The organism is Lawsonella clevelandensis, assembly GCF_003241315.1.
Classification (GTDB): Bacteria; Actinomycetota; Actinomycetes; order Mycobacteriales; family Mycobacteriaceae; genus Lawsonella; species Lawsonella clevelandensis_A.
Genome location: NZ_QFOZ01000003.1, coordinates 42,152 through 67,729 on the forward strand (window position 1 = coordinate 42,152; position 25,578 = coordinate 67,729).

21 protein-coding genes are annotated in these 25,578 nt (G+C 54.3%); 12 read left to right on the forward strand and 9 right to left on the reverse strand.

The annotated features are described in order from the left end of the window. Positions 1 to 467: 467 nt before the first annotated feature. The gene (locus DI579_RS03440; protein ID WP_290599007.1) at positions 468 to 716 is read left to right on the forward strand and encodes a WhiB family transcriptional regulator; all 249 of its coding nucleotides are present in this window, start codon (positions 468 to 470) and stop codon (positions 714 to 716) included. A gap of 97 nt (positions 717 to 813) precedes the next feature. Here the strand turns inward: DI579_RS03440 and DI579_RS03445 are convergent, their stop codons facing one another. After that, complete coding sequence (locus DI579_RS03445) at positions 814 to 1,344, reverse strand: metallopeptidase family protein (RefSeq protein ID WP_290598936.1); 531 nt, start codon at positions 1,342 to 1,344, stop codon at positions 814 to 816. Between the two features lie 146 nt (positions 1,345 to 1,490). Between DI579_RS03445 and DI579_RS03450 the strand changes: the two genes are divergently transcribed. Continuing rightward, entirely contained in the window at positions 1,491 to 2,846 is a 1,356-nt protein-coding gene (locus DI579_RS03450; protein ID WP_290599005.1) for a phosphomannomutase/phosphoglucomutase, read from the forward strand. A 171-nt stretch (positions 2,847 to 3,017) separates the two neighbouring features. Here the strand turns inward: DI579_RS03450 and DI579_RS03455 are convergent, their stop codons facing one another. Further along, positions 3,018 to 4,286: an aminotransferase class III-fold pyridoxal phosphate-dependent enzyme gene (locus tag DI579_RS03455; protein WP_303678698.1), complete on the reverse strand. Its 1,269-nt coding sequence runs from the start codon at positions 4,284 to 4,286 to the stop codon at positions 3,018 to 3,020. Between the two features lie 12 nt (positions 4,287 to 4,298). Continuing rightward, positions 4,299 to 5,063, reverse strand: a complete 765-nt coding sequence (locus tag DI579_RS03460) for a hypothetical protein (protein WP_290598934.1) — start codon at positions 5,061 to 5,063, stop codon at positions 4,299 to 4,301. 266 nt (positions 5,064 to 5,329) lie between these two features. On the opposite strand from DI579_RS03460, the gene manA reads away from it, so the two are divergent. The 8 genes from manA (at position 5,330) to secA (ending at position 16,532) form a co-directional block, all read left to right on the forward strand. After that, a complete protein-coding gene (gene manA / locus DI579_RS03465; RefSeq protein WP_303678699.1) occupies positions 5,330 to 6,571 on the forward strand; it encodes a mannose-6-phosphate isomerase, class I in 1,242 nt (413 codons plus the stop codon). A gap of 63 nt (positions 6,572 to 6,634) precedes the next feature. After that, positions 6,635 to 7,372 carry a dTMP kinase gene (locus DI579_RS03470; protein WP_290598930.1) on the forward strand — a complete coding sequence of 246 codons (738 nt, stop codon included), beginning with the start codon at positions 6,635 to 6,637 and terminating at the stop codon, positions 7,370 to 7,372. 30 nt (positions 7,373 to 7,402) lie between these two features. Next, positions 7,403 to 8,080, forward strand: coding sequence for an MtrAB system response regulator MtrA (gene mtrA, locus DI579_RS03475; RefSeq protein ID WP_303678711.1), 678 nt, complete (start codon positions 7,403 to 7,405; stop codon positions 8,078 to 8,080). Positions 8,081 to 8,083: 3 nt separating this feature from the next. Next, on the forward strand, positions 8,084 to 10,075 hold the full coding sequence (mtrB, locus tag DI579_RS03480; protein ID WP_303678700.1) for an MtrAB system histidine kinase MtrB: 1,992 nt from the start codon (positions 8,084 to 8,086) through the stop codon (positions 10,073 to 10,075). Further along, on the forward strand, positions 10,075 to 11,826 hold the full coding sequence (locus DI579_RS03485) for an LpqB family beta-propeller domain-containing protein (RefSeq protein WP_303678701.1): 1,752 nt from the start codon (positions 10,075 to 10,077) through the stop codon (positions 11,824 to 11,826). The genes mtrB and DI579_RS03485 overlap by 1 nt, the downstream gene beginning before the upstream one ends. Positions 11,827 to 11,835: 9 nt before the next feature. Further along, positions 11,836 to 12,717, forward strand: coding sequence for a ComF family protein (locus DI579_RS03490; protein ID WP_303678702.1), 882 nt, complete (start codon positions 11,836 to 11,838; stop codon positions 12,715 to 12,717). 200 nt (positions 12,718 to 12,917) lie between these two features. Continuing rightward, a complete protein-coding gene (raiA, locus tag DI579_RS03495; protein ID WP_303678703.1) occupies positions 12,918 to 13,658 on the forward strand; it encodes a ribosome-associated translation inhibitor RaiA in 741 nt (246 codons plus the stop codon). 126 nt (positions 13,659 to 13,784) lie between these two features. After that, a complete protein-coding gene (gene secA, locus DI579_RS03500; RefSeq protein ID WP_290598922.1) occupies positions 13,785 to 16,532 on the forward strand; it encodes a preprotein translocase subunit SecA in 2,748 nt (915 codons plus the stop codon). A 145-nt stretch (positions 16,533 to 16,677) separates the two neighbouring features. On the opposite strand, the gene DI579_RS03505 is transcribed toward secA, so the two are convergent. Beyond that, positions 16,678 to 17,487: an Rv3235 family protein gene (locus DI579_RS03505; protein ID WP_290598921.1), complete on the reverse strand. Its 810-nt coding sequence runs from the start codon at positions 17,485 to 17,487 to the stop codon at positions 16,678 to 16,680. 262 nt (positions 17,488 to 17,749) lie between these two features. Between DI579_RS03505 and DI579_RS03510 the strand changes: the two genes are divergently transcribed. Both DI579_RS03510 and DI579_RS03515 read left to right on the forward strand, forming a co-directional pair. Next, positions 17,750 to 18,151 carry an HAD-IA family hydrolase gene (locus DI579_RS03510; RefSeq protein WP_290598919.1) on the forward strand — a complete coding sequence of 134 codons (402 nt, stop codon included), beginning with the start codon at positions 17,750 to 17,752 and terminating at the stop codon, positions 18,149 to 18,151. Then, positions 18,151 to 18,681 (forward strand): hypothetical protein, encoded by a 531-nt coding sequence (locus DI579_RS03515; protein ID WP_290598918.1) that lies wholly within the window; start codon positions 18,151 to 18,153, stop codon positions 18,679 to 18,681. The genes DI579_RS03510 and DI579_RS03515 overlap by 1 nt, the downstream gene beginning before the upstream one ends. A gap of 45 nt (positions 18,682 to 18,726) precedes the next feature. Here the strand turns inward: DI579_RS03515 and rsgA are convergent, their stop codons facing one another. The 5 genes from rsgA to ybaK form a co-directional block, all read right to left on the reverse strand. Beyond that, entirely contained in the window at positions 18,727 to 19,824 is a 1,098-nt protein-coding gene (rsgA, locus tag DI579_RS03520) for a ribosome small subunit-dependent GTPase A (RefSeq protein ID WP_290598917.1), read from the reverse strand. Beyond that, positions 19,815 to 21,092: a 3-phosphoshikimate 1-carboxyvinyltransferase gene (gene aroA / locus DI579_RS03525; RefSeq protein WP_303678704.1), complete on the reverse strand. Its 1,278-nt coding sequence runs from the start codon at positions 21,090 to 21,092 to the stop codon at positions 19,815 to 19,817. The genes rsgA and aroA overlap by 10 nt, the downstream gene beginning before the upstream one ends. Positions 21,093 to 21,171: 79 nt before the next feature. Next, positions 21,172 to 23,037: an amino acid ABC transporter ATP-binding/permease protein gene (locus DI579_RS03530; protein ID WP_290598913.1), complete on the reverse strand. Its 1,866-nt coding sequence runs from the start codon at positions 23,035 to 23,037 to the stop codon at positions 21,172 to 21,174. Beyond that, positions 23,034 to 24,767, reverse strand: a complete 1,734-nt coding sequence (locus DI579_RS03535) for an ABC transporter ATP-binding protein/permease (protein ID WP_290598911.1) — start codon at positions 24,765 to 24,767, stop codon at positions 23,034 to 23,036. The genes DI579_RS03530 and DI579_RS03535 overlap by 4 nt, the downstream gene beginning before the upstream one ends. Positions 24,768 to 25,017: 250 nt before the next feature. Then, a complete protein-coding gene (gene ybaK / locus DI579_RS03540; protein WP_290598908.1) occupies positions 25,018 to 25,539 on the reverse strand; it encodes a Cys-tRNA(Pro) deacylase in 522 nt (173 codons plus the stop codon). Positions 25,540 to 25,578: the final 39 nt, after the last annotated feature.

The window sequence follows — 25,578 nt, forward strand, 5'->3', positions numbered from 1 at the left end:
TGCGGTCCGTATCGCCCGAGGTCGGTAACCTTCAACCTAGGGTTTATAGTGTGACTCTTTTCGTTAACGGAGTAGTTAACAAGAAACGCATTTTCTGTGAAATAGGAAACTTTTTGCAGCGGTATATATAGCGTGCTTGTGTGACATAGTTTTTCTAGAATGACCAGAATTGCTCAGGTGTGAGGTGTCCCTCTTTACAGTATTTCTATTTGTGCACGTCAGAGCATTTTTAATACGTGATGAAGACTCCCTGTAAGAAGGATTTTTAGCGTGTGACACGCCGGGAGCGTAAATGCCGGGGTTTAGCGAGTATTTGAGATATTAGAGAATCGTTAAAAAGGTTGCTTTTGTGTCCGTTTTTGGGTCTAATAACAAGTGTGTAAGTAACCGCTTGCGCATCGTCACGACACACGACAGGAGGCTACGTGCCTAGTTACGGAGCTTCAGGTGCTGCGCCTCTCGCCAGCATGAGTGTCGAAGAGCTTATCGCCGCTGTTGAATTGGAATGGCAGGAGCGGGCCCTTTGTGCACAGACTGATCCGGAAGCATTCTTCCCGGAAAAAGGCGGTTCTACACGTGAGGCAAAACGCATCTGCCAAAGCTGTGAAGTTCGTGACGAGTGTCTGGAATACGCTCTTGAACACGATGAACGCTTTGGAATCTGGGGTGGTTTGTCGGAGCGTGAACGGCGTCGCCTAAAGAAGCGTGCTATGTAATAAACCCTATAGCTTATGTATTGAGGACCTCTATGGCAGGTCCTCAATACTTTATATACGGGCTATACATCCGTATATCTGGTATATACCTGGGCTTTTATACTTGTGGACCCTTGTCGTAGTTAGCGTCAATAATCTGTGGCTCCACATTAAGGTAGTAGGCAACCAGTTTGCTGAGAATGGCATGCAGTAAGCTCTGCATTTCCACCTCGTCTTCGCACCGTTCCTCTATAGGCTTACGAAACAGGACAATACGAGGGCGAATAGGGCTACCCCATTCATCGAAAGAAGCTGGTAGTAGCCGACCGAGCGGAACTGGACCATCCGCTGCAACCGATTCTGGCCACAGTGTAAATTCGTCTTTCAGACTCATGCGGGGGATGATGTCTACCGCTAAATCCAAGTCGGAAAGTTCATCATGGAAAGTGGCGTCGATGCGTGCAAAAGCCTCCAGCGCATTTTCATCGAATGCTGAAGCGCGGGTGCAGTACCGAGGAACTTGTGGCGGAATAATGGGGCCACGTGGACCGTGGCCACGCCGTTCCACGTAACGGCTTGTCACTGTGTAGTGGGCCGTGCAGTGGGGGAGTGTGTAAGAGTTTGTATCTACTCCTCTGTCCTCGCTCATACCTCTTAGCTTAACGAGGTAGTCCTAAGATGGCAGTTTCCACGCCGAAAGGCGGTAGGCTTAGAAAGACTAAATGCATTCACAGTGAAGGAGATATTCCGGTGAGCAATGCTGCTACTTCATCCCCGCGGTGGGATCCTGCGTTTATCGCTGATGTCATTAAAGCTTACGATGTCCGCGGTTTGGTTGATGAGCAGATCACAGTCGATTTTGTGCGTGCAGTAGGCCAGTCCTTCAGTCGCCTTATGCGATCAGAGGGCGCACTCAGTGTTGTTGTGGCGCATGATATGCGCGACTCGGGCCCTGAACTGGCCGAAGCTTTCGCAGAAGGTGTTACTGAGCAAGGGCTTAATGTTATCAACATTGGTCTTGCGTCCACCGACGAGATGTACTGTGCTTCTGGCCTCCTACAGGTGCCGGGAGCCATGTTTACGGCTTCCCACAATCCAGCCGCCTACAACGGTATTAAATTATGCCGTGCGGGTGCCCGCCCAGTTGGCCAAGATACTGGCCTCGCAACTATTTCCCAAGAACTTGCAGAAGGTGTTCCTGAATCCAATGGCGCACACGGCCATGTCACCAACCGTGACATGCTGCAAGATTATGCCGACTACCTCAACAAACTCGTTGATCTTAAAGGTATTCGTCCCCTCACTGTGTCAGTCGATGCCGGTAATGGTATGGCCGGCTACACTGTACCAGCCGTATGGAAAGAACTGCCCCTCACCGTCAAACCTCTCTACTTTGAGCTAGACGGCTCATTCCCCAACCATGAAGCTAATCCGCTGGATCCCAAGAACATGGTTGATCTGGAAAAGTACACTCCAGAGGTAAAAGCGGATATTGGTGTGGCTTTTGATGGTGACGCCGATCGCTGTTTCGTTGTTGACGAAAAAGGCCACCCTGTTTCTCCCTCTGCTATTGCGGCACTGGTGGCAGAACGAGAGCTGGCTCGCGAGCCCGGCTCCACTGTTATTCATAATCTCATTACCTCGAAGGCTGTTCCGGAGATCATCCGCGAAAACGGTGGTGAGCCAGTCCGTACTCGCGTAGGTCACTCGTTTATTAAAGCGAAGATGGCAGAAACGAACGCTGTTTTCGGTGGAGAGCATTCCGCACACTACTACTTCCGTGACTTCTGGCGGGCTGATTCCGGCATGCTCGCAGCCATGCACGTACTGGCAGCTCTTGGCCAACAGGATAAGCCATTGTCGGAAATGATGGCGAAGTATAACCGCTACGCAGCATCCGGAGAGATTAACTCTCGCCTGGATAGTGCTGAAGCACAGGCTGACCGTACGGAAGCTGTAGTGAAAGCTTTTGCTGATCGTGCAGAAAATGTTGATCGCCTTGACGGTGTTACCGTTGAGCTGAAAGACGGCAACTGGTTTAACGTGCGTGCGTCTAATACTGAGCCATTGTTACGCCTGAATGTTGAAGCGGATACGCAAGAAGCCGTGGATGCGTTAGTGAAGGAAATTCTCGCTATTATCCGCGCGTAAAACTGCACGCAATAGACAAACAAACAAGAAGAAGACCCCCAGCAGTGTGGCCAGCATGAAACTGAGCCATCGTTATGGAACTGGAACTAGGGGTCTTCTTCTTTGTTTGCTCCGGCTTTTATTTATTCTGGTTGGGTTTTGCTATGCGCCGACGTGTGTGGCGTAAGAGAGCTAGGCGGTAAAGCCCATATCGGGATGTTGCGACGCCACTGCGGAGAAAGCCTCATTGGCAATGATGAGAGTCTGATCCACATCCTCCATTGTTTCCGCCAGGTTGGTGAAATGGTTGTGGTGTGGGGCGAAAAGAGCACCACGTTTTACACATTCCGCAATGAATTCTTGGTGCAGGACGAAATTGTCGTCATCTGCTAAGCGAATAGAGAAGAAACACGGTTCTCCAGTGGTCACCATGTGGAAGCCATGCTGGGCGGAGATACTTTCTAAACCAGAGGTAAGGCTCTCACCGATCATGCGCATGTAACCGCAAGCGTCCTCGTGCTCGCGTAGTTTCGTGAGAGTGGCAATAGCGGCAGCGATGGGGGCGGCACTATGCCAGTATGTACCGGTGTAGCTGACAGACGAGCATGCATTCTTTAGGGAGTCTTTGCCGCAAAGAGCAGAGATATTCCATCCATTAGCCAATGCCCCACCACAACAGATAAGGTCTGCTTCAAAACCGAAGTAGTGGTCAGAGCCTGCCAGATCTAAGCGCCAGCCAGTACGAATATCATCAAGAATAAGAACAATACCGTGGGCAGTACATATAGATCGCACATCATTCCAATAACCCGGGGCGGGAAGAACATTATCGGCAAACGTGTACTGCATGTAGGGGGTAGCAATAAGGGCAGCAATATCCCCCTCATGCGCAGCAATAGCGTCTTCTAGCTGCTGTAGATTATTCCAGTCAATGTAGATCGTATTCGCTACGTCCGCGGCTGCTATGCCCGGATCCCCCGCGTTGCGCATCCACGTATGCGTACCGTGATAGGAGCCGTTGTACATAATAATTTTGTCGCGGCCTGTGGCAGAACGAGCGGTCATCATTGCAAGACTGACAGCATCACTGCCATTTTTAGCGAAAATTGCCCACTCTGCACTGTGGATTGTATCGACCAGTAATTCGGCAAGATCAATAGATAACGTACTGGGTAATGTGGTGCAGTCTCCGTTGCGGCAGGCCTGGAGCGCTGCATCATCAATGTCATTATTGGCGTAACCGCAGATCATGGTCCCATAGGCGGACATGTGGTCAATGAATTTATTGCCGTCGCTATCCCGAATATGAGCACCTTTAGCCTTACTGGCATAGAAGGGGTATGCAGATACCGGCATGTGGCAGCCGCGAGCAGGGCCCAGGTGTCCATAAATACCACCGGGAATAACAGCAGCTGCGCGCGCAAATTCCTCACGATTTGTGGAGTAGTCAAAAATGTCCATGGGTATTTCTCCTTATGGAACCAGATAATGGGAGACACGCCGCAGCATCTTGCTCACAACATTGATATTGGGAACATAGCCGCGTATTGCTATCTTGCCCAGGCCAATGAGGGCATAAACATCAGCACTACCGTCTAAAACAGATTGGAAAGTTTCTTTACTATCGAAGGTTATCCACGAGAGAGGATCAAGGGGAGAGTCGTCGGGGGAGAACGTTAGGTGATGATCTTTAATCTGGCAGGCATACGTCATGTCGGCAGAGGGAATCTCAATAGTGAGACCACCATCGTGCAGAGTGTTCGCAAGTTCCTGCCCAATGGGATCAGTATTGGCAACCTCGCATAATGACGCGAACACAATATATGCCGTAAGAAGAGTTTTGAGGTTCTCTTCCTCTGCCGTTAGTACGCGGTTGGGGGGAGTTTGAAAAATATACGATAGGCGGTCCGTGAGCTCAGTAAAAGGCCCCGTGAGGAAGCTCATGTGGCGGGCTCCCCAGATGGGTACGGGAATACTTTTACCGGCAATCATGGTGTTGACGTGCTCGGGGGAGACAAGTCCAAGACGGAGATCTGCTTTGGACGAGTTGGACGTTTCACTGCGTGCGGTACCGTGATCAAAAATGAGAGTGAGCGGGGTAATACCGGCGGCATCAAAACGTACAGATATGTCGCTGTCTTTGACGATATTGCGCGCAACAGGGTCATTGTTGACCAGCGGGACGCAGGATCGCAGAATGGCGTGCAAATTGATAGAGGCCAGAGTGCGAGTGTCCATTTTTCCTCCTACGGGGTAGGCCACGAATGCTTTCAGTCTAACGGGGGCTTTTCTTGGCAGCTTGGATTTGAGATCTGAGTTATCTTATAAGTTGTCATCTAGCGTTGCTAAAAAACCGTTAGTAGTAGTGAGACGAGTACACTCTCAATGAATGTATAGCGTGAGGCGAGAACAGTTGCCGTAACTGGCAGACGTCATACTGATAGCTAGTACAGAAGCAGTCAGTAGCAGACGGACTAGCCATATACCTCACTGGAAAGGCAATAATGTACCTACTTGACGGTGCTATCCGAAACTATGCCTGGGGCTCCCACCAAGAGCTTGCCGCATTGCGTGGCGCTCCTACCCCCACAGAACATCCGGAAGCAGAAATGTGGTTCGGTACCCACTCCGGGGATCCGGCCCTGCTGGCCACGGATAATGACCGTACTCTGCGTGATGTCGTTGCCGCTGACCCTACCCATGAGCTCGGTTCGGCTACCGCTCATACGTTTGCGGACAATTTGCCGTTCCTTCTTAAACTGCTCGCGGCAGAAGAGCCACTATCGTTGCAGGCTCATCCCAGTTTGGCGCAAGCACAGGAAGGGTACGCGCGGGAGAATGCGCAAGGGGTGCCGTTAGATGCCCCAGACCGGAATTACCACGATCCCAACCATAAACCGGAGCTTATTGTTGGGCTGACGCGATTCCACGCACTAGCCGGCTTCCGTGAACCACAACGCACACTTGAGCTTTTTGACGCGTTAAATGTCCCCCAACTGCAGCCTTATGTTGAAATGCTGCGTGCTGAACCTGATGCTACTGGTATCCGCGCAGTTATGACCACCCTCATCACATTGACGGCAGACCAGTTGTGGGAGTGCATTACTGCCACGCAGGAGGCTGCACAGCGTCTTGTTGCCGCTAATGGGGAATGGGTTGATGAGTCCGTCACGTTCCTCGGTCTCGTCTCGGAATACGGTAATGATGCTGGTGCACTCTGCGCGCTGCTGCTTAATCGCATTACCCTTGAACCCGGTGAAGCCATCTTTATGAAGTCGGGCATGTTGCATGCTTACCTGCATGGTGTCGGCGTGGAGATTATGGCCAACTCCGACAATGTCCTCCGTGGGGGGCTTACCTCCAAGCACATTGATGTTCCCGAATTAATGCATGTTGTGCAGTTCGATGCCCTGCTTGACCCCATTGCACCGGCAGAGAATGTCGTCCTCTCCAGCCACGGTATTGTGCCGGCGGAGGGCATAGAGACCGTGGAATACCTCATCCCGGTTCCCGAGTTCCGTCTCAGCCGTTCTCATCTTGCCCCCTGTAGGGAGAGCCACCTGGGTATCGAGGGGCCGTTTATTGTGCTTGTCACCGAGGGAACTGTCACTCTTACATCTCGCGAGTGCCCGGAAGGACTCAGCGTATCTGCTGGTCATGCTGCTTGGGTAGGGGCGTGGGAGGATCGTCCCACTATTGCGACGGGGGAGAATTCCGCCACCGTGTTTATTGCACGGGTACCGTAAAGCGGTGCAGTCGAAGATATGTAGCAGATACTAGGGAAGACGAGAGGAAATGGGAGGAGACGAATGTTTCACAACGCTTTACTTGTCGCAGTTGAGGGTGTTGATGGTGCCGGAAAAAATACTCTCACCAGGAAAGTCTCCGCTCTGCTGGAATCATCGGGGAAACACGTCTCCCACATAGCATTTCCACGTTATGGAACATTACATGCAGATCTTGCCGCAGCGGCTCTCCACGGAGAAATGGGAGATCTAGTGGAGAGTGCCTACGCCATGGCCACTCTTTTCGCACTAGATCGCCGGGAATCACTACAGCCAGGAGGTGGATTGGCTGCCCTAGTTGATACGCCCGCCCCCGACACACAGGTAGTACAAACAGCGGAGCCTTCGCAGGAAATTTCCCGCATTATTATGATGGACCGCTGGGTCGCGTCTAATGCCGCCTATTCTGCTGCCCGTTTGCGGGAGTCTATTCAGCAGCCTGGGGGAGTAGTGGAATGGGTTGCCGCGTTGGAGTATGGACAATTCCAACTGCCAGCTCCAGACATAACGATCCTTCTGGATGTTCCTGTCGCCTTAGCGAGGAAACGGGCTGCACAGCGGGAAGCCTCCGACACTGCCCGTCGTCGAGATTTGTATGAACACGATAGTTCCCTGCAGGAGCGTACGGCCTCCGCATACCGCGATCTTGCGCACGCTCACTGGTATGGACCGTGGTTATCCGTTAGCGCAGATGTGAATCCGGAAGACGTGGCGCGCGCTATCCTTGCCGCTAAGATAGGAGTGCCTCCCCATCGTGGTTAGGAGGCTTGCATGAGTACAGGAGGAGCCACTATGGTGCATATTCTCATTGTCGATGACGATGAAGCTCTTGCCGAAATGCTCGGTATTGTGTTGGAAAACGAAGGTTTTACCACCACTATCGTCGGTGACGGCAATGAAGCCCTGCGGCTTTACCAGGAAATTAATCCCGATCTCATTCTCCTTGACCTCATGCTGCCAGGTATGAATGGTGTGGATGTCTGTAAAGAGATTCGCCGCTCCTCAGCAGTCCCTATCATTATGCTGACAGCTAAGACGGACACCATTGATGTTGTTCTCGGTCTTGAATCTGGCGCGGATGACTATGTGACGAAACCTTTCAAACCAAAGGAACTTGTGGCACGAGTGCGTGCGCGGCTCCGTCATAATCAAGAGCAGTCTTCCGACGTTCTGACCATTGGCAATGTTTCTATTAATGTGGATGCGCATACTGTTACGCGTGATGGAAAATATGTTTCCCTTACCCCGCTAGAGTTCAATTTATTGAAGGAACTTGCATCTAAGCCGGGTCGTGTTCTCAGCCGCGAGACGCTCCTTGAACACGTGTGGGGATACGATCATGCCGCCGATTCGCGTCTTATTAACGTTCACGTACAGCGACTCCGGTCCAAGATTGAGGAAGACCCAGAAAATCCGAAAATTGTTGTGACGGTCCGTGGTATCGGCTATAAAGCTGGTACTGGAAACTAACCGATGCGGCACCATTTCCACCGCTCCCACAAGCTCGGCGGTAAAACTTCCACTCCCGCAGAGGTTTCCGCGTCCAGCACGGGGGAGAACGGTTCGGCTACACGCTCTCACGCCACTGATACCGTCAGTGATGAAACACCGCAGGAACAGTCTTCCCATACTCTACCGAGGTGGGGTCGTCGTATTTCTCGTTGGGTGAAACAGCACTGGCGGCAGTCTCTCCAATTCCGAACTGTCACCACCACTATTGTGCTGGCTACGCTTATTCTTACCTTGACTCTTTTCGGTCTATCGGCGCAGATTGCTCAGCGTATTCTCGACAGTAAAGTAGCCGGTGCGGAGCGGGACCTTAATACTGCGCGTGTCATTGTGGAAGCTCAGTTGAACGGATCTGACCGGTCCGCTACAGATGAAGCACGCATGACCAATGCCCTGGCAGTTCTTACCGCACAAGGTCCACAAGCTGGGCAGTTATCCGCGAATGCAGGTTCTTTCGTGCCCGTCCTTTATGTTCCGGCAGATGGGTTGCATCATGCTGTTTCTGCTCCCGCTAATCTCACGATCCCCTCGTCCCTAACAAATTTTATTAGTTCGAACCAAGTCTCATATCAGTACTCGCACATGGATTTAGGTGCGGGGGATACCAAAGTTCTCATTGTTGGCAGCCCCACCAATGTAGACATGCCAGACCTCCAGCTTTACCTCATTTATTCACTGGCGGGGGAGGAGAAAACTCTTAACCTCTTTAACACCACCCTCTTTTCGGGCGGTCTGCTTATTGTCGTTCTCATGGGATTCGCCTCCTATTTTGTGTCACGACAGATGGTGCGTCCTATCCGGCAAGCTGCTAATGCCGCCCAGCGTTTCGCCTCCGGCGATCTGGATGCGCGTATGGAGGTGCGAGGGGAAGACGATTTCGCCCGCCTAGGTACATCCTTCAATGAGATGGCAGAGTCGCTGCAGCAACAAATTGTTCAATTGGAGGAATTTGGATCCGCGCAAAAACGCTTCACCTCTGATGTGTCACACGAATTGCGCACTCCGCTAACAACGGTGCGTATGGCCGCCGATATTATCTATGACCACGCAGACGACCTCGATCCGGGCACTGCGCGTGCGGCACAATTGATGGTGAAAGAACTCGATAAGTTTGAATCTCTCCTGAATGATTTGTTGGAAATCTCCCGCCACGATGCCGGTGTTGCCGAGCTCAATTCCGAACGCATCGATATTCGTACGTGTGTCTACTCCGCAGTGGCTTCAGTGTCTGGAGTGGCTGCTTCTACAGATGTTTCCGCAGAGATAGACATGCCGGATGAGCCCGTCATGTGTGAAGTGGATTCTCGTCGAGTGGAGCGTATTCTCCGTAATCTTCTCGCTAATGCCTATGATCACAGCAAAGGAAAACCCGTTATTTTGACGGTGCGCGCCGGCACAGACACAGTCGGCATTTCTGTGCGTGATCATGGTGTTGGCCTCAAACCAGGAGAAGCGAAAAAAGTCTTTGATCGTTTCTGGCGCGCCGACCCATCACGTGTCCGCCAATCTGGTGGAACCGGACTAGGGCTAGCTATTGCAACCCAGGATGCGGAACTCCATGGTGGACGGTTGGAAGCCTGGGGCGTTCCCGGAGAAGGCTCTTGTTTCCGGCTGACGCTACCCCGTGAAGCTGGCCATCCTCTTACTAGTTCCCCAGTGCCACTGCGTTTCCCTGTGGGGGACCAAACGGAAGTGACAGAGCCTATGGCAACAGGCGAAATTCCTTTGAGTATTGTGGCTGATACATCGGAAGCGGATAGCGATACTGACGCATCTGCCGGTGATGATTCTGCCACTACGTCACCTTCTGCAAGCCCCTTACAAGGCGTTGCAGAGGCACCCGTAACAACAGCCGATGTCCCCTCCTCTTCGTCTCACTACACTGCCAGCACGGCTGGCAGTACAACTAGCAGTACAACTAGCAGTATGACTGGTGGTACGGAGGATGATGACTGATGAGTAATCATTTCTACCGCACGAAGCTTCTTCCCCTGCTGTGTGCCCTTCTTCTCCTTGGCGGAACAGTATCGCTAAACGCATGCACCGCTATCCCCTCCGACACCCCGCCGCAATCGCTCGGGCAATTCCGGCGGATGCCCATTACCTTCCATCCTCCCAAACCGCAGCCTGGGCGCTCCCCGGATCTCCTCCTCCGAGATTTCATTCGTGCAGCTGCAGTCCCCACTGATCAACATGCTGCCGCGCGTCTTTTCCTCACCTCTAAAGGCAACGAGGAGTGGAAAAACCACACGACGTTTAAAGTGGTCGATCGTGTGGACGTCAACACCATAGCTACGCCTACTACTGATAGTTTGGTCATGCAGGTGCGTGCCCGCTCCATGGGAGAAGTCGATAAACAAGGGTCCTTCCGCTCCCATATCTCTACATCGACATTTCAGGTAAAGATGCGTCGTATCAATCGACAATGGCTCATTGACTGTTTCCCCGATGAACTTCTTGTCGATAAAGAAGCCTTCATGTCTACGTATGAGTCCCAGTCTGTCTACTATCTGGACTCCACAGGATCGCGCGCTGTCCCTGATCCGCGCTGGCTATATGCGCAAAATAATCGACTGCCAACTATGCTCATGCAGCTTTTGGTGCAGGAGCCGTCACCGCAGCTTCGCACTGTAGTGAATAGTGAATTATCGCCGTCTGTTCATATTTCCGTAGTTCCCGGAATTCAAGGTAATGGAGTTGACGTTGAGATCTCCAACTATCACTCCACATCGGAAACAGCACGTCAACGGCTTGCTGCGCAGATTATTTTCACTTTTGAACGCGCCCGTATTCATGGACCGTTCTACATTAGTGTGAACGGTAGTCCGTTAGACCCCAACCATCGTGACGGGTGGACACCAGCTGATGTCATTCACTATGACCCCATGTTCGCCACCCATAAGAATCCCGTGCACCTGCACGCCATCACATCTGATGGACTGATGAAAGTGACCTCCAACTTGGAACCCGTCAAGGGGCCACTGGGGCACTCGCAGGGTATTCATGCGGCGGCATTCTCGCGTGGGGGCGGCATGATTGGTGTGGTGGAAGAAGTACGCCATAAACAGCACACTGCACTAGAAGTAAAGATGGGTCCGGTAGGAGGACCACTAGTTTCTGTGATGCGCGGCAGTCGCTTCTCGCGTCCTACCTGGGGGCCCACTGGTCAAGACATGTGGATCGTGTCCGGTGATGGGCAACTTAACCGTATTACATGGCAAAATGGGCGCCCCCCACTTGTGACGCGCGTGAACACACACGATCTAAGTAACAAACCTGATTTCAGTACGCTTGCTATTTCTCCAGATGGTGTGCGCATGGCCTACATCTCTGGAGGGAAACTCTTTATTGCCACCGTCTATAACGGCCGCAATGGTGATGTAGCGCTTAAGAATCCACGGCGTATCTATGTTTCCGGGGATGAAGTTGTCCTATCACTTGCCTGGCGAACTGCGACAACACTTATTGTCGGCGGTTCGTTAACAGATCAACCAGTACTGATGATGTCCGTTGACGGTGCCTCCATCACCCCCTTGGGAGTCCGTAACGTCACTGCGCCCGTGTCGGTTGTTGTCGCTAATCCCAGTGGCGTGTACGTACAGGACAGTCGTGATGTGATGCGGCTTGAGCAAGGGTCGGAAGGCTTCTGGCAAGATGTGCCAGCGTTAGTGAATTCCTCCCACGCCATTCCAGTACTGGAAGGCTGATAGAACGCCGTGACATTCTCTGCCGGCCAAGGGCTGCACGAATTACTTGTGCCAGTGCGGTGTGCTGGCTGCGGTGCCCCAGGAGTGGACTGGTGCGAAAAGTGTCACAAACATCTTGCTGGTCCACCGCGCCGTATCCATCCGCGAGTAGCTATTCCCTGCCCCGTGTGGAGTATTTCACCCTATAGCGGTCCAGTTGCCGCAGGTATAGTCGCTCTCAAGGAAGATCGACGGCAAGCGTTAGCACAGCCATTCGGGCAAGCATTAGCGCATGCTGCGGCACAGTTAGTTGCAGCGGGGGAGATTCTGCACCCGGCGGAGAGGCCGTGGCTACTTGTACCGGCCCCGTCTACTGCCCTTTCTATACGGGAACGCGGATTCCACCATGTGCGTGAAATAGCTGAGGCTATGGCCCATACGTTGCAGGGGGCACAGTATGACCAGCTTTCTCAGGGTATTCAGTCTGTTCAGCCTGTTCAGTGGAAACACCCGAGTGGGCAGTGTGATGGGCAAACTGCCTCGCTTGACGCACTGTTGGGAGGCATATCAGGGGAGATAGTTGTGGCGGATGTTCTCCAGGCTGCCCCGCATACTGATGCCGTGGGGCTTACTGCCACTCAAAGGCGTGACAATCTGGCGGGCACTATTACGTGTCATACGCAGGTAGTAGAGCAGTTGGAGCACCTTGCAGAAACTATAACGTCACCCCAGATGACGTCTGCTCCAACAATTTCTAGCAGTAGTGGAATACCGCAAAAAAGAGTATCTCGCTGGGAAATTCTGCTTGTGGATGATGTGACAACAACTGGTGCCACTATAGCGGAGTGTTTTTTCGCCTTGCATAACTGTGGTTTACGCCTCCGAGGTGCATTAACTCTGTGCGCGGCGTAGGCGGCGCATACCTACCGACAAGAAGTTAAATAATAGTTGTGGCAACCCAAAGAACTCTTCTGCAAACCCAGCTACATTGGGAGGTGAAGGGACCGAGATGCTCTGTAGAGGTACTCGGGAGCTTCAGTACCACCGACGCCACCGTGGACAGCGGCAACCGTTAGTGGACCGCGGGCGGTGGCCCGTACAGGAGGTTTGTCATGTCGAAGCGTGATTCCATCCAGGAAGACGACCAAGAACACTTCGGACTGCCCACTGAGGCGGAGGAAGACGAAGGTCTCGTTCCTAACGCCCAAGTTATTATTCACGGGCGCAATGTTGAAGTGCCGGAGCATTTTGCTCGCCGCATTAAGAGCAAGCTGGCTCGCCTAGAACGACTCGATCCCAGCATTATGCGATTTGAGGTAGAGCTTCGTCACGAAAAGAATCCGCGTCAGTCTCGCGTTCGCGACCGGATAGAGATTACTGGCCACCGCAAGGGCGCCCCCGTGCGTGCTGAAGCGGCGGAAGATAGCTTCTATGCGGCACTCGAGTCCGCCTGCGACAAGCTTGAGCGTTCCCTTCATAAGGTGAAGGCACGCCGTCGCATTGCACGGTCTGGCCACCGCACTCCCACTTCTTTGCACGAGGCATCTGCAGCATTTGTAGATGATGATGTGAAGGCGATCAAAGTTGACAATAAAGATGCCGCTACACGTGCTACTGAAGCAGACTTTGGTGAGGTAGATACCTATGCGGATCTTGTTGAGGATGATCTCCCCGGGCGTATTGTGCGTCGCAAAGTCCACCCGGATGATCCCATGACGGTAGATGATGCCCTGTACCAAATGGAGCTAGTGGGGCATGATTTCTTCCTCTTCCACAACTCTGAAACTGATAAGCCGTGCGTGGTTTACCGCCGTCGAGCCTATGATTATGGATTAATTACCCTCGGCGAATAATGTAAATCGCGAATAATCAGTAAGATAGAGACCGGCTGTATTTACCAGTGCAGCCGGTCTTTATTCTGTTCACGCAGCAGGACCGAGACACCCGTCAAACTGTCAATTCATGAGGACGTTATAACTGTGGCTGTTTTGTCGAAGATTCTCCGTGTTGGTGAAGGTCGTGTGGTCAAGCGACTGAGTAAGCTCGCTGACGATATCGTGTCCATGGAGGACGACTACGCTGACCTAACGGATGACCAACTCCGTGCCAAAACCGAGGAATTCAAGGATCGCATCGCCGACGGCGAAACTGTCGATGATCTGCTCCCAGAAGCATTCGCAGTGGCTCGTGAGGCTTCCTGGCGCGTCCTTGGGCAGAAGCATTACCCCGTTCAGATTATGGGTGGTGCCGCCCTCCATGAGGGTCAAGTTGCGGAGATGAAGACCGGTGAAGGTAAGACCCTCACCTGTGTGCTTCCCGCCTACCTTAATGCCCTCGAGGGGAAGGGCGTTCACATTGTTACTGTGAACGATTACCTCGCCAAACGTGACGCCGAGTGGATGGGTCGTGTGCACCGCTTCCTCGGCCTTGAGGTGGGTGTCATTCTCTCCGACATGGAGCCGGAGGAGCGTCGCAAAGCATACAACGCCGACATCACCTACGGCACAAACAACGAGTTTGGCTTCGACTATCTGCGCGACAATATGGCGCACTCCACTGATGACCTGGTGCAGCGTGAACACCATTACGCCATCGTGGACGAAGTTGACTCTATCCTCATTGACGAAGCCCGTACTCCTCTTATTATTTCTGGCCCCTCCGACTCCTCTAGCCAGTGGTATCAAGAATTTGCCCGCCTTGCTCCCATGATGGAGAAGGATAAACACTACGAAGTTGATATTCGGAAACGTACCGTCGGTATCACTGAAGCTGGTGTGGCTTTCGTCGAAGACCAACTAGGCATCGATAACCTCTACGAATCTGCGAACTCCCCCCTAGTGTCCTACCTCAACAACTCCATCAAGGCGAAGGAACTCTTCACCCGCGATAAGGACTACATGGTTGTTGACGGTGAAGTTCTTATTATTGACGAATTCACTGGCCGTGCACTGGCAGGACGCCGCTACAACGAGGGCATGCACCAGGCTATTGAGGCCAAAGAAGGGGTAGAGGTAAAGGCAGAAAACCAGACCCTCGCCACCATCACCCTGCAGAACTACTTCCGTATGTACGACAAACTCGCCGGTATGACGGGTACTGCAGAAACGGAAGCAGCCGAGCTGCACCAAATCTACAAACTTGGCGTGGTACCTATCCCCACCAATAAGCCACTTATCCGTAAGGATCAACGCGACCTCATCTACAAGACGCAGGAAGCTAAGTTTGAGGCTGTCGCCGACGACATTGCGGAACGCCACGAAAAAGGCCAGCCGGTGCTGGTCGGTACCGTTTCCGTGGAACGCTCCGAATATCTCTCCAAGTTGCTGCAGAAGCGCGGCATTAAGCACAATGTTTTGAACGCTAAGCGCAACGCGGAAGAAGCCTTGACCGTTGCTTCCGCCGGCCGTGTTGGCGCCGTCACCGTGTCTACGAACATGGCTGGTCGTGGTACGGACATCGTGCTCGGTGGTAACCCCGATGTGCTTACTGACGCCGCTCTTCGTAAACGTGGCCTAGACCCCGTTGAAGATGAAGAAGCCTATCAGCAGGCATGGGAACAAGAGATTATCAACCAGCGTAAGAAAGCTGAAGAAGCAGCGGAGAAGGTTCGCGAAGTAGGCGGCCTGTACGTTATTGGTACGGAGCGTCACGAATCTCGTCGTATTGATAACCAGCTGCGTGGTCGTTCTGGCCGTCAGGGAGACCCCGGCGAAACTCGTTTCTACCTTTCCCTGGGTGACGATCTTATGCGCCGCTTTAATGGCCGCGCTGTCGAAACCCTCATGGAGCGCCTGCAGGTACCGGATAATCAGCCTATTGACTCCCGTATGGTCACGAAGGCTATTAAGAATGCACAGACTTCTGTGGAGTCCCAGAACTTCGAAATTCGTAAGAATGTTCTGAAGTACGACGATGTGCAGAATAAACAGCGTCAAGTTATCTACGCCGAACGCAAGCGCATTCTGGAAGGCGAAGACTTACAGGAACAAGTTGAAGCAATGCTCGACGAAGTTCTGGAAGCCTACGTCAAGGGTGCCACTGAGAACGGGTACGTGGAAGACTGGGATCTTGATTCCCTATGGACGGCACTCCGCCAGCTTTACCCAGTGGGTATTGACTACCAGGATCTTATTGACGGCGATGAATATGGCCAGCCCGGAGACCTTACCGCCGAAGAACTCCTGCTCGCTATCCGTGCAGATGCACGTGCCGCCTACGAGGCCCGCGAAGAAGCCATCGAGGCTATTGGCGGCGACGATGCCATGCGGCAAGTAGAGCGTTCCGTTCTCCTACAGGTCCTCGACCGCAAGTGGCGTGAACACCTCTACGAGATGGATTACTTGAAGGAAGGCATTGGCCTCCGTGCCATGGCGCAGCGTGACCCGCTGACGGAATACCAGCGTGAAGGTTACGAAATGTTCGACACCATGATGGACGGCTTGAAAGAAGAGTCTATCGCCTACTTGTTCTCGGTGGGTGTGGAGCCGGCAGACAATCGTACCGACGCCCAGCGTCGCGCTGACGAAGAAGCCCTGCGGAAGACAATTCGTGCAAAAGGCGAAGCGAAAGCCGCTCTGCGTGCCGCTGCCATGAGCCTGGCCGGACCCAATGAACAAGGGGATCTGTCCAGTAACCAAGAGGAGCAGCAGCCTGTGCCGCGGTCACGTGCACAGCGTCGTGCCGCCAAGCGTGCTACCCGCAAGAAGGGTAATATTCGCCAAAAGTAACGTGTGCTAGTCGCCGTTACCCACGGGTTACAACCAGCGTAAAGGTGGGAGATCAGCATCATGCCGATCTCCCACCTTATGTATTTATTGTATTTATGTGAGGTAATCCACTCTTTGACCAGCCTCATAGAAGCTCACGTGCAGCCTAAATGAAGTTGAAGGCTGTCAATCTCCATTTGCTTTCGCGGCGTTCTGCAGCTCCCGCGAATGCTTTCACACGCTTACCGTCCCGATATGTTCCGCATATTTCTACACGCAGATCCGCTTCAGCTGTAATTGCATTACTGGGTTTCGCCTGTTGGCCGGGGCGAAGCGCAGCATGGTATCCAGGGGGTAATTGTCTTTCCTGTGCACGCGCTTCCGCAGATTCCTGTGGGTTGAGCCGTCGCGCTCGTAGGTGGAGGCGAAGGAGACGTAATGGTGCGGGCTGTAATGCGGGTATTCCTGGGTTTGTCTGTGATTGGCCCGTCAGCGTGATAAGAGCGTGATTACGCTCCGCGGAAAAGTGCTCCACATTATCCAGAATTTCTGGGGTAACAAAGCTACGAAGATGGCTGAGGGGGCGGCGGCGATCAACGGTTTCTAAAAGTTGCTGGACAACGTGCTGTACGAAAGCACTGGATGCGCGATAGTCCTGGGGTTTAAGTGCTTGCCGGAAGAGCTCTGTGGCGTCATTTTGGGTATTGCCGCTTAGCATAGTGGTGATGGTGGATGCGTCAACGGGTGGGGTAGTGGATGCATCTTTGACGTCTGTCTGCGCATTTTCCGGTGTGGGGGTGTGTGGTGACGCCACAGTAGCGTTGCTGGTGCTACAGGCCCATGTTGGTTGTTGTGTGTAGGGGTGTGCAAAGCGAAAATTAGTGGTGGACGCGTTAGTGGTGGACGCGGTGGATGCGGCAGACATTGTGGGGTGGGGAGAGGCTGCGGTGTTGGCGTCGTGGAGGGAACTGGGCACTGATAATCCTTTGCGTAGGTTACTGCGGTGATTATGGCAAAGGCGATGTGTTTGTGGGGGAGCTACTTTGTGGCTATTTCTTTGGGAAAGGGGGTGGCGGAGTTTTCTGTGCTGCTATAAATGCAGGTTGTAGTGGGTATAAAGGGGTTGTGTGAAGGATAGCGTCGAATGCTAAAAAGGAAGAAAAATTGTGAAGATGGGGTCTTTGCGTATAAGAGACTCTATGGATGGGGGCTCGGTTGTATACACTGGGAGGGTGACTATGCGCGGATTGATCATAGATTATGCAGGTGTTCTAGAAGGTCCTACTGCTGATGCGGAAAGCTGGAAGCTGCTCCTTTCAGAGCTTCGTATGAATGGCATTGGCATTGCGATACTTTCTAACAGTGATTCTTTTGACGTGCCAGCGGACCTAGCCCGGTGGAAAGAAACCGGCTACGTTGACGAGATCGTCTTGTCATCTGAGATCGGTGTTGAGAAACCCGATTTTGAGGCGTTCTACGCGGCTGCGCGTGCCCTGGGCGAGGACCACAAAGACTGTGTGTGCGTGGATGATTCTATTGAGAATGTTCACGCGGCTGTCCAAGCGGGCCTCATAGCCGTGCTGCATACAGCGTATGAGCGCACGGAAGCACAACTTCGTCCCCTTTTTAACCTGCACTAATGCGCATCTACATACCGGCAATGCTGACGGATCTCCACCGCTTTGTCGATGATGAGACGGTGCTTGTCCGCGGCGGGACTGCGTTTGCTCTTACCCCCACGCTACGGGAACAGTATGTGTCTGATGATGACGAACAACTAGAACATATTGCTTTCCTGGATGCGGCCCGTGCCTCACTTCGTATTTTGACGGGTGCCGCGGGGGATCCTCTCCCCACGGGGGCAGCGTCACGGAAACGCGTTGTTATTTCCGCAGATGTGGACGATAAATCTGTCACTTGCCGTCCTGATCTCGACTGTGCAGTAGTGCGTCTAGCGGAGGAAACAATACCTGCTAGCTGTGTTGCTGCTGTCCATGTTGATCTTGATGTGGCCGGTGACGCTGTTACTGCTGCACTTAATGTTATTGATGCGGCTGACCTGGGGGATGAGGATGCGGAACTTACCGTGGGAGATGCGGAAGATGTTGAATTGGCCTGGTATGCGCCGGAAGAGGTAGCTTTCCTGCTGGACCTCTCAGAACTGGCCTAGCTCATTCGGCTAGCCCGGATAATTCGGCTAGCTGTGGTGGTCTTGTCAGTCCTGGTCTATACCTAAACTCCAAGCATCATTACTGTGCAGAGCAATAAGGAGCATCCGTACCGCCTGAATACGTCGCGCCAGGGGAGAATCCTCCGGCTCGCGGGCCAGGGCTTCATCCCAGGCGCAGTCTTTGTCGAAGGGTTCGCCGCGGTGTGTGCAGCCGCGCGGACAATTCTCGGACAGGGCGGAAAGATCGTCAAAAGCCCCCACCACTGTTTCTACCGTGACGTGCGCTAAGCCGAAAGAGCGAATACCGGGGGAGTCGATCACCCACCCGCCCCCGGGTAGCTCCATCGCCATTGATTGAGTGGACGTGTGTTGCCCTTTCCCTACTTTGGAGACGTCTCCGGTGGGGCGTTCTGCTTCCGGTACCAGACGGTTGACGAGTGTTGATTTACCTACCCCGGAGTGTCCGATAAGGGCGGTAACGTGTCCGTTTAGATAGGTGAGGAGGGTGTCGGTGGGGTCGCCTGTTCCGCAGACGACTGCGGGAAGATCCAGTCCGGTGAACTGGGTGAGAAAAGCGGTGGGGTCAGCGAGGTCGCTTTTTGTCATGCAGAGAATGGGGCGGATACCGGCCGCGTAGGCGGCAATGAGGGCACGCTCAACGAATCCTTCACGCGGGGGTGGGTTCGTTGCTGCCACAACAATGAGGAGCTGGTCAGCATTGGCGACGACGATGCGCTCATAGGGGTCAGTGTCGTCGGCGGTGCGGCGGAGGACCGTGTCGCGGTCATGGAGGCGCACAATGCGGGCAATGGCGTCCGGGCTGCCGGAGAGGTCCCCCACAATGTCCACCAGATCGCCCACCACCATGCGTTCACGGCCAAGTGTGCGGGCACGAATACAGGTGACGCGGGTGCCGGCTGGGCTGCGCTCCCCGTCGGGGTCATGGGTGTTGCGGGGGGCGTCGTCGAGGAGTGCGCACAACCATCGTCCGCGGTCGATGGTAACAATGCGGGCGGTGACGGCGTCAGTGTAGCTGGGGCGCTTTTTCGTGCGCGGTCGGGAGGTGCGCTTGGGGCGAATGTGGACGTCGGACTCATCATAATCGCGAGTGCTGCGCCCACGGCGTGGGGTACTCAGAGCCATACCTCCCTAACTGTTTGGCCGTTGGCTACTGTGTGCCCGTCCCCTGGTACGTGCAGGCCAAGAATAGCGCCAGCTGTCGCCATCCGGTGGTCGGCGTAGCTATGCCATTCGGCTCCGTGAAGCTGCGCGGGGCGAATGATAAGTCCATCGGGGGTTTCTTCGGCGTCCCCGCCAAGTCTGTTGATCTCTACAGCAAGGGCATTCAGGCGGTTCGTTTCATGCCCACGCAGGTGCGCTATACCGGTCAGTTTCGTGGGGGAGTCCGCGCAGGCGGCTAAAGCGGCCACGGTGGGGGCCAGTTCCCCCATGCTGTGCATATCGAGCTGGGGAATACCATGTAGTTGCTGTGGCCCGGTGACGGTGAGCCCCGCATTGGTGAGGTCTACCTGGCACCCCATCTGGGTGAGAATATCGCGAATAGCATTGCCGGGTTGTGTAGTGCGTTGTGGCCAATCAGCGATGGTGACGCTGCCCCCTGTGACAGCTGCGGCGGCAAGGAAGGGGGTGGCGTTGGAGAGATCCGGTTCAATATCCCAATCGTGGGCGCGGATCTCACCTGCGGACACGCGCCACGTGTTGGGGATACTCGTATCCACCGTGATGCCGTGTGTGGCTAGCATATCGATGGTCATGGTGAGGTGCGGCTGGCTGGGAACAGCCTCTTTCCCCACGTGATGAATACAGACACCGTGCTCAAAACGGGCACCGCAGAGCATCAGGCCGGAAATGAACTGGCTGGAGGCGGAAGCATCAAGCGAAACATTCCCGCCGGTGACGTGCCCGGTGCCTACCACAGTGAACGGTAGACCATCGCCGGTGATGGTAACTCCTAGATCGCGGAGGGCGTCAAGAACGGTGGAAAGGGGCCGTTGCTTGGCTTGCTCGTCCCCATCGAAGTAGGAGTCACCCTCTGCGAGGGCGGCGACGCCGGGTAAAAAACGCATGAGGGTACCAGCCAGCCCACAGTACACATTCCCGCCGGTGAGAGGGTGTGGAATCACATGCAGGGTGGTGGCAGGTCGAGTAGCCGCCGCACCTGCTAGGGCATCATCGGGAATGATCTCCATAATTTCCGTCCCCAAATGGCGGAGAGCAGAAATCATGAGATCAGTATCCCGGCTGCGGAGAGCCCCAGTAATAGTGGAGGGGCCATCTGCCAGTGCCGCCAGGATAAGTGCCCGGTTGGTGATGGATTTGGATCCCGGCACGTGCACAACAGCAGAGAGCGGTGCAGGGCAGTGCGGCGCGGCATACAGGGTGGGGCTCATAGTCCTATTATCGCATGGGTTACAGCACTATATGCGTAGAGCAGTAGCACTGTGTGTAGTAGCCCCTTTCCCCGTCCCTCTATTCCGTGGACACAGTCGGGTGTTGCGCGGCTGCCGCCTCCATATCGTCCCACCGCTGCAAGAGGTGCGCGAACGTACTGGTGTTGTCCGCTGCCAGAGTATGCGGGTCGCCCTTCTCTACAACGCGGCCTTCTTCCATCACAATGACATTGTCCGCATCTAAAGCGCTTGCGGGCTGGTGTGTGATCTCAATAATGGTGTCAGTGGGGCGGGCTGCTCTTATGCTTTCGCCCACCTGGCGGGCTAGTTCCGGGTTAAGGTGCGACGTGTATTCATCCAGCACCAGCACATGTGCGTCGGTGAGGAGTGCGCGGGCAATCGTAAGACGCTGCGCCTGCCCACCGGACAGCTCTTTGCCGAATTCACCCACTGGGGCATCGAGCCCACGGGGGTTCTCCTGCACGTCTTTATCCATGCCGGCAATGCGTAGCGCTTCCCACAATTCCGCATCGGTGGCGTCCACTTTAGCGAGACGCAGATTGTCGGCAATAGACATGTTAAACAGGTGGCTGGACTGGCTGACTTCCGTTATTCCCGCGCGCAGATCATCAGGGTTAATGCTGGTAGTAGTGGCACCGTTAATGGTGATGTCGCCAGAATCCGGGTCGAAATGGCGCAGCAGCATGTGCACCAGCGTGGACTTACCAGAGCCGGAGACACCCACTACCGCAGTGTGTTGGCCACCGGGGAAGTCGACAGAAACGTCCCGCAGGGCGGGTTTCCGCACACGCTGTACTTCCACACCACGATCAGCATCATCAAGGTCGCGAACGGTGTCCGTCATACCGGGGTAGGCGAAGCTGACATGATGGAAACTAATGGTGTCAATGGGGCCGGCGGGCAGGGGATCCCCACCCTCCGGGACGAACGGTTCACGGTATTTGATAACGCTCATGCGTTCGGCGGCGGCAAAGGAGCGTTCCAAATCGTCGGCGAAATCTTCTGTACCGCGGGCCGGGGTGAAAACTCCCAATGCCACTGTTGCGCAGATAGCCAGGTGGGGAATGCTGAGGTCGCCGCGGCGAACAGCGTCAGCACCAACAAGTACAGTGGTCACAACTGCGAAAAGGCGGAGGCCCTCACAGAGACTGCGACGGATACCGGAGGTGAGGCGGTTCGCGAAAGCAGCATTGCCAACCTCTTCGGAAATACGGTCAGTTTCGGCGAGGCGACGATCCCCATAGCCGAATCCGAGGACTTCCCGCATGCCCTGTGTAGTGTCGGTGAGATGCTGGGTGAGGTCACCGCGGACGCGCAGCATGTGGCGGGCTGCCCGGTGTGCAGGGCCCGAGAAAGCAAAGGGCACAACATAGCCGGCAAGCGCCACGAAGGGCAGAATAATGAGAGCTGCCGTCCAACTGATATGGACGCCTAACCAGATGAGGGTACCGAGGGGGACAACGACGGCTGCCACAGCGGGGGCACCAGTGTGGGCGTAGAACACTTCAATGCGGTCATTGTCTTTAGTGGCGCGGGCCAGCAGATCCCCCGACTTAGTGGTGTGTTGAATGGCGGGTGCCTGCGGCCAGATCTTGTTGAAGAAATCAGTGCGGAGAAGTTCTAGGGAACGGAAGGCGCAGAAGTGGCCCAGGAATTGCTCCAGGTAGCGCATAAGCGCCTTAATGAACGCAATGCCGATCATCCACCCGAATGTCACTCCGGCTGTGTGGCTCACGAAGCCAGTATCGGGTGTGGGGTGAGTGTATTCCATGCCGATGGTGGCCAGCCCCCAGGCGCCCAGGGAGATAAGGACAATGCCGAGTGTTTGGTCGATAATGCGGCAGAGAGTGCTGAAGGCGAGGGGCCACATGACGGGCTTGGTCACACTAATAAGCTGGTGGGCTAGTTCACTGCGTTTTATCATGAGTGTTTCTCCTCTACCAGGGTGCCGTCACGGAGGACGAGGATACGGTCAACATCGCGGAGGGCGGTGGGGCGGTGGGCAATGGTCAGTACTGTTTTATCGCGTCCGACTTCCTCCATGGAGGCGAGGATAGCTGCCTCGGAGTTGATATCAACGTGGGAGGTGGGCTCATCAAAAACCATGATGGGGGCGTCGGCGAGGATCGCCCGGGCGATCGCCAGCCGTTGTGCTTGCCCACCGGAGAGGGAATAGCCGCGTTCCCCAACTTCCGTGTTGAGCTGCTCCGGCATGGTGCGAATATCGTCCGCGAGAGCGGCAGTTTCGAGAGCCTTCCACATTTCTTCCTCAGTAGCGTCGGGTTTCGCAATGCGGAGATTGTCGGCGAGTGTGCCGGTGAAAAGCCAGGTAGTTTGGTTGACGGCGGCAGTGCCGGAGCGGATCTGTGCAGCGGGGACTTCACCCACGATCTTGCCGTCTACGGTGACGGAGCCAGTGCGCGGGACCAGGTCGCCCAGCACTAGGCCGGCCAGGGTGGATTTGCCACCACCGGATGTTCCAACTAGCCCCACGTGTTCACCGGGGGCAATGTCGAGGGTGAGGTCGTGTAGTACCTGCTTGGCGTCATCGTCTGCACTGTAGGCGAAAGTGACATTGTGGAGGGTGATGGCGCCGGGCTGGGCGCTGGCTGCTGCGTCGGCGTGAATGGCGGGGTCGGCAGCGCGCTTTTCGTCGCTAATAACTTGGTAGGCGGATTTTTCGGCGAGGAAGGCGCGGGCTTTTCGCTGTGCGGCCAGGCCTCCCATACCAACATAAAAGAACTGCCCAATGCGGTCGAGTGGCTCCAACATGATGGTGGAGAGGAGGACGACGGCAATGGACTGGCCAACAGTGATGTCTCCGTCTTTGAGTGCCTGGTAGGCGAGGAAGGTGGAGAGGGTAATCATGGCGAGGGAGAAAACAGCGTCTACTACGAAGATAACAAGCTGGTTGCCGAAGAGGAGTTTCATCATGCTGACGCGGTTGTTTTCGCCAATGTCAGATAGTTGTTTGGAGATTCGTTTGGCGGCGCGGAAGGTGCGCAGCGTGGTGAGTCCTTGGATGGCGTCTAGGTAGGTGGAGGAGAGTTCCCAGCGGGCGCTTACTGTTTTTCCGGAGACTTTGCGGAAGACCATCTCAAAGCTGCTGATAAGAAGGGGAACGGCGGGAATGGTGAGGGAGAGCCAGCCTGCTATTTCCCAGTCAATTGTGAAGCCGATCATGAGGATGGTGATGACGGGTGCCAGCATGGATCCGATCATGGGGCCCAGGAATGTTTGCCGGTAGTAGGCGATGCGCTCGGTGTCGTCGGTGAGGAGGCTGACGATACTGCCGGTGCGTTCTGCGGAACGTTCTTGTGTGCCTAGGTCCATGAGGTGATGGACGAGTTTGCGGCGGAGATGGAGTTCTTCCCACGCTGCGGACGTTTGGGTAAGGAAGAGGCTGAATCCCACGATGAGGGTGGAGAGGAGTGCCAGTATGATGATGCCGGCGATGGTGCCTCCGCCCACGGTTGTGCCGTCGTGGGCAGCGTCAATGGCTTTTCCTAGGAGGACAAAAAGGCCACCGGTGGAAGCGGTGGTGATAAGTCCAAGAATGAGGGATAGGCGGATGACGCGGGATCCGGCGCGGGTGCCGAGAGGTTCTTTTGGCGTCTTCTGTTGAGTCTTTCGACTCTTCGTGGTCTTCGCCATGAAGTCTCCAATTCAGTGCAATATAAAACGCTGTTGAGAAGAATAAAAATTTTTAAATGAGGTTTGCCTACACTTAGTATTTATACACTACAAACAGTCTATGCGACACATTGTCTCTAAAATATATTTCTAAAATAGTGTGTCTTTCTCCCATAGCGATAAAACATTAGAGAGACATTATGGGAGCACCTAAAAGGTATATATAAGGACGCATATTAAAAGAAGTGTGAAGGAATCACTACAGCGCTGATTACTGCGCTGCAATGTCTGCCACGATGGCATCCGTTAGAGCAATGAGGTCAGCAGGCGCAATTTCAATATCGCATCCGCGTCGCCCACCAGAAACATAGATGTTATCCCACAGGAGAGCACTCTCATCAATAACGGTACGAAGCTTTCTTTTCTGGCCCAAGGGAGATATTCCACCAGCAACATACCCAGTAGTTTTTTCGGCAAGATCTACGGCTGCCATGTGCGCTTTAGAAGCACCTAAAGCAGCGGCAGCTTTTTTAACAGTGAGCGTTGTGGTCACGGGAACAACAGCAACCGCCAGCGGTGACTCACCCGGAGCAGGTTTCCCCGCCAACTCAATAACAAGTGTTTTGAAGATCTGTTCCGGCTCCACCCCAAGACGCTCCACCATAACGTCCGCCGCTTCTTTCCCATAATGGTCCGATTCATTGTCATACGTGTGCACACGGTAAGGGATAGATGTTTTAGCCAGTGCAGCAAGAGCCGGAGTATTAGCAGGAGAAGAAGCAGATTTTTTCACGCCCTCCACTCTACTTCTACGCTCTCAGCAACTTGTAGT

Coding starts and splice junctions, on each gene's coding strand:
- DI579_RS03440 (WP_290599007.1), top strand. CDS start 468: ATGAGTGTCGAAGAGCTTATCGCCGCTGTTGAATTGGAATGGCAGGAG.
- DI579_RS03445 (WP_290598936.1), bottom strand. CDS start 1,344: ATGAGCGAGGACAGAGGAGTAGATACAAACTCTTACACACTCCCCCAC.
- DI579_RS03455 (WP_303678698.1), bottom strand. CDS start 4,286: ATGGACATTTTTGACTACTCCACAAATCGTGAGGAATTTGCGCGCGCA.
- DI579_RS03460 (WP_290598934.1), bottom strand. CDS start 5,063: ATGGACACTCGCACTCTGGCCTCTATCAATTTGCACGCCATTCTGCGA.
- manA (WP_303678699.1), top strand. CDS start 5,330: ATGTACCTACTTGACGGTGCTATCCGAAACTATGCCTGGGGCTCCCAC.
- DI579_RS03470 (WP_290598930.1), top strand. CDS start 6,635: ATGTTTCACAACGCTTTACTTGTCGCAGTTGAGGGTGTTGATGGTGCC.
- mtrA (WP_303678711.1), top strand. CDS start 7,403: ATGGTGCATATTCTCATTGTCGATGACGATGAAGCTCTTGCCGAAATG.
- mtrB (WP_303678700.1), top strand. CDS start 8,084: ATGCGGCACCATTTCCACCGCTCCCACAAGCTCGGCGGTAAAACTTCC.
- DI579_RS03485 (WP_303678701.1), top strand. CDS start 10,075: ATGAGTAATCATTTCTACCGCACGAAGCTTCTTCCCCTGCTGTGTGCC.
- raiA (WP_303678703.1), top strand. CDS start 12,918: ATGTCGAAGCGTGATTCCATCCAGGAAGACGACCAAGAACACTTCGGA.
- DI579_RS03510 (WP_290598919.1), top strand. CDS start 17,750: ATGCGCGGATTGATCATAGATTATGCAGGTGTTCTAGAAGGTCCTACT.
- DI579_RS03515 (WP_290598918.1), top strand. CDS start 18,151: ATGCGCATCTACATACCGGCAATGCTGACGGATCTCCACCGCTTTGTC.
- rsgA (WP_290598917.1), bottom strand. CDS start 19,824: ATGGCTCTGAGTACCCCACGCCGTGGGCGCAGCACTCGCGATTATGAT.
- aroA (WP_303678704.1), bottom strand. CDS start 21,092: ATGAGCCCCACCCTGTATGCCGCGCCGCACTGCCCTGCACCGCTCTCT.
- DI579_RS03530 (WP_290598913.1), bottom strand. CDS start 23,037: ATGATAAAACGCAGTGAACTAGCCCACCAGCTTATTAGTGTGACCAAG.
- DI579_RS03535 (WP_290598911.1), bottom strand. CDS start 24,767: ATGGCGAAGACCACGAAGAGTCGAAAGACTCAACAGAAGACGCCAAAA.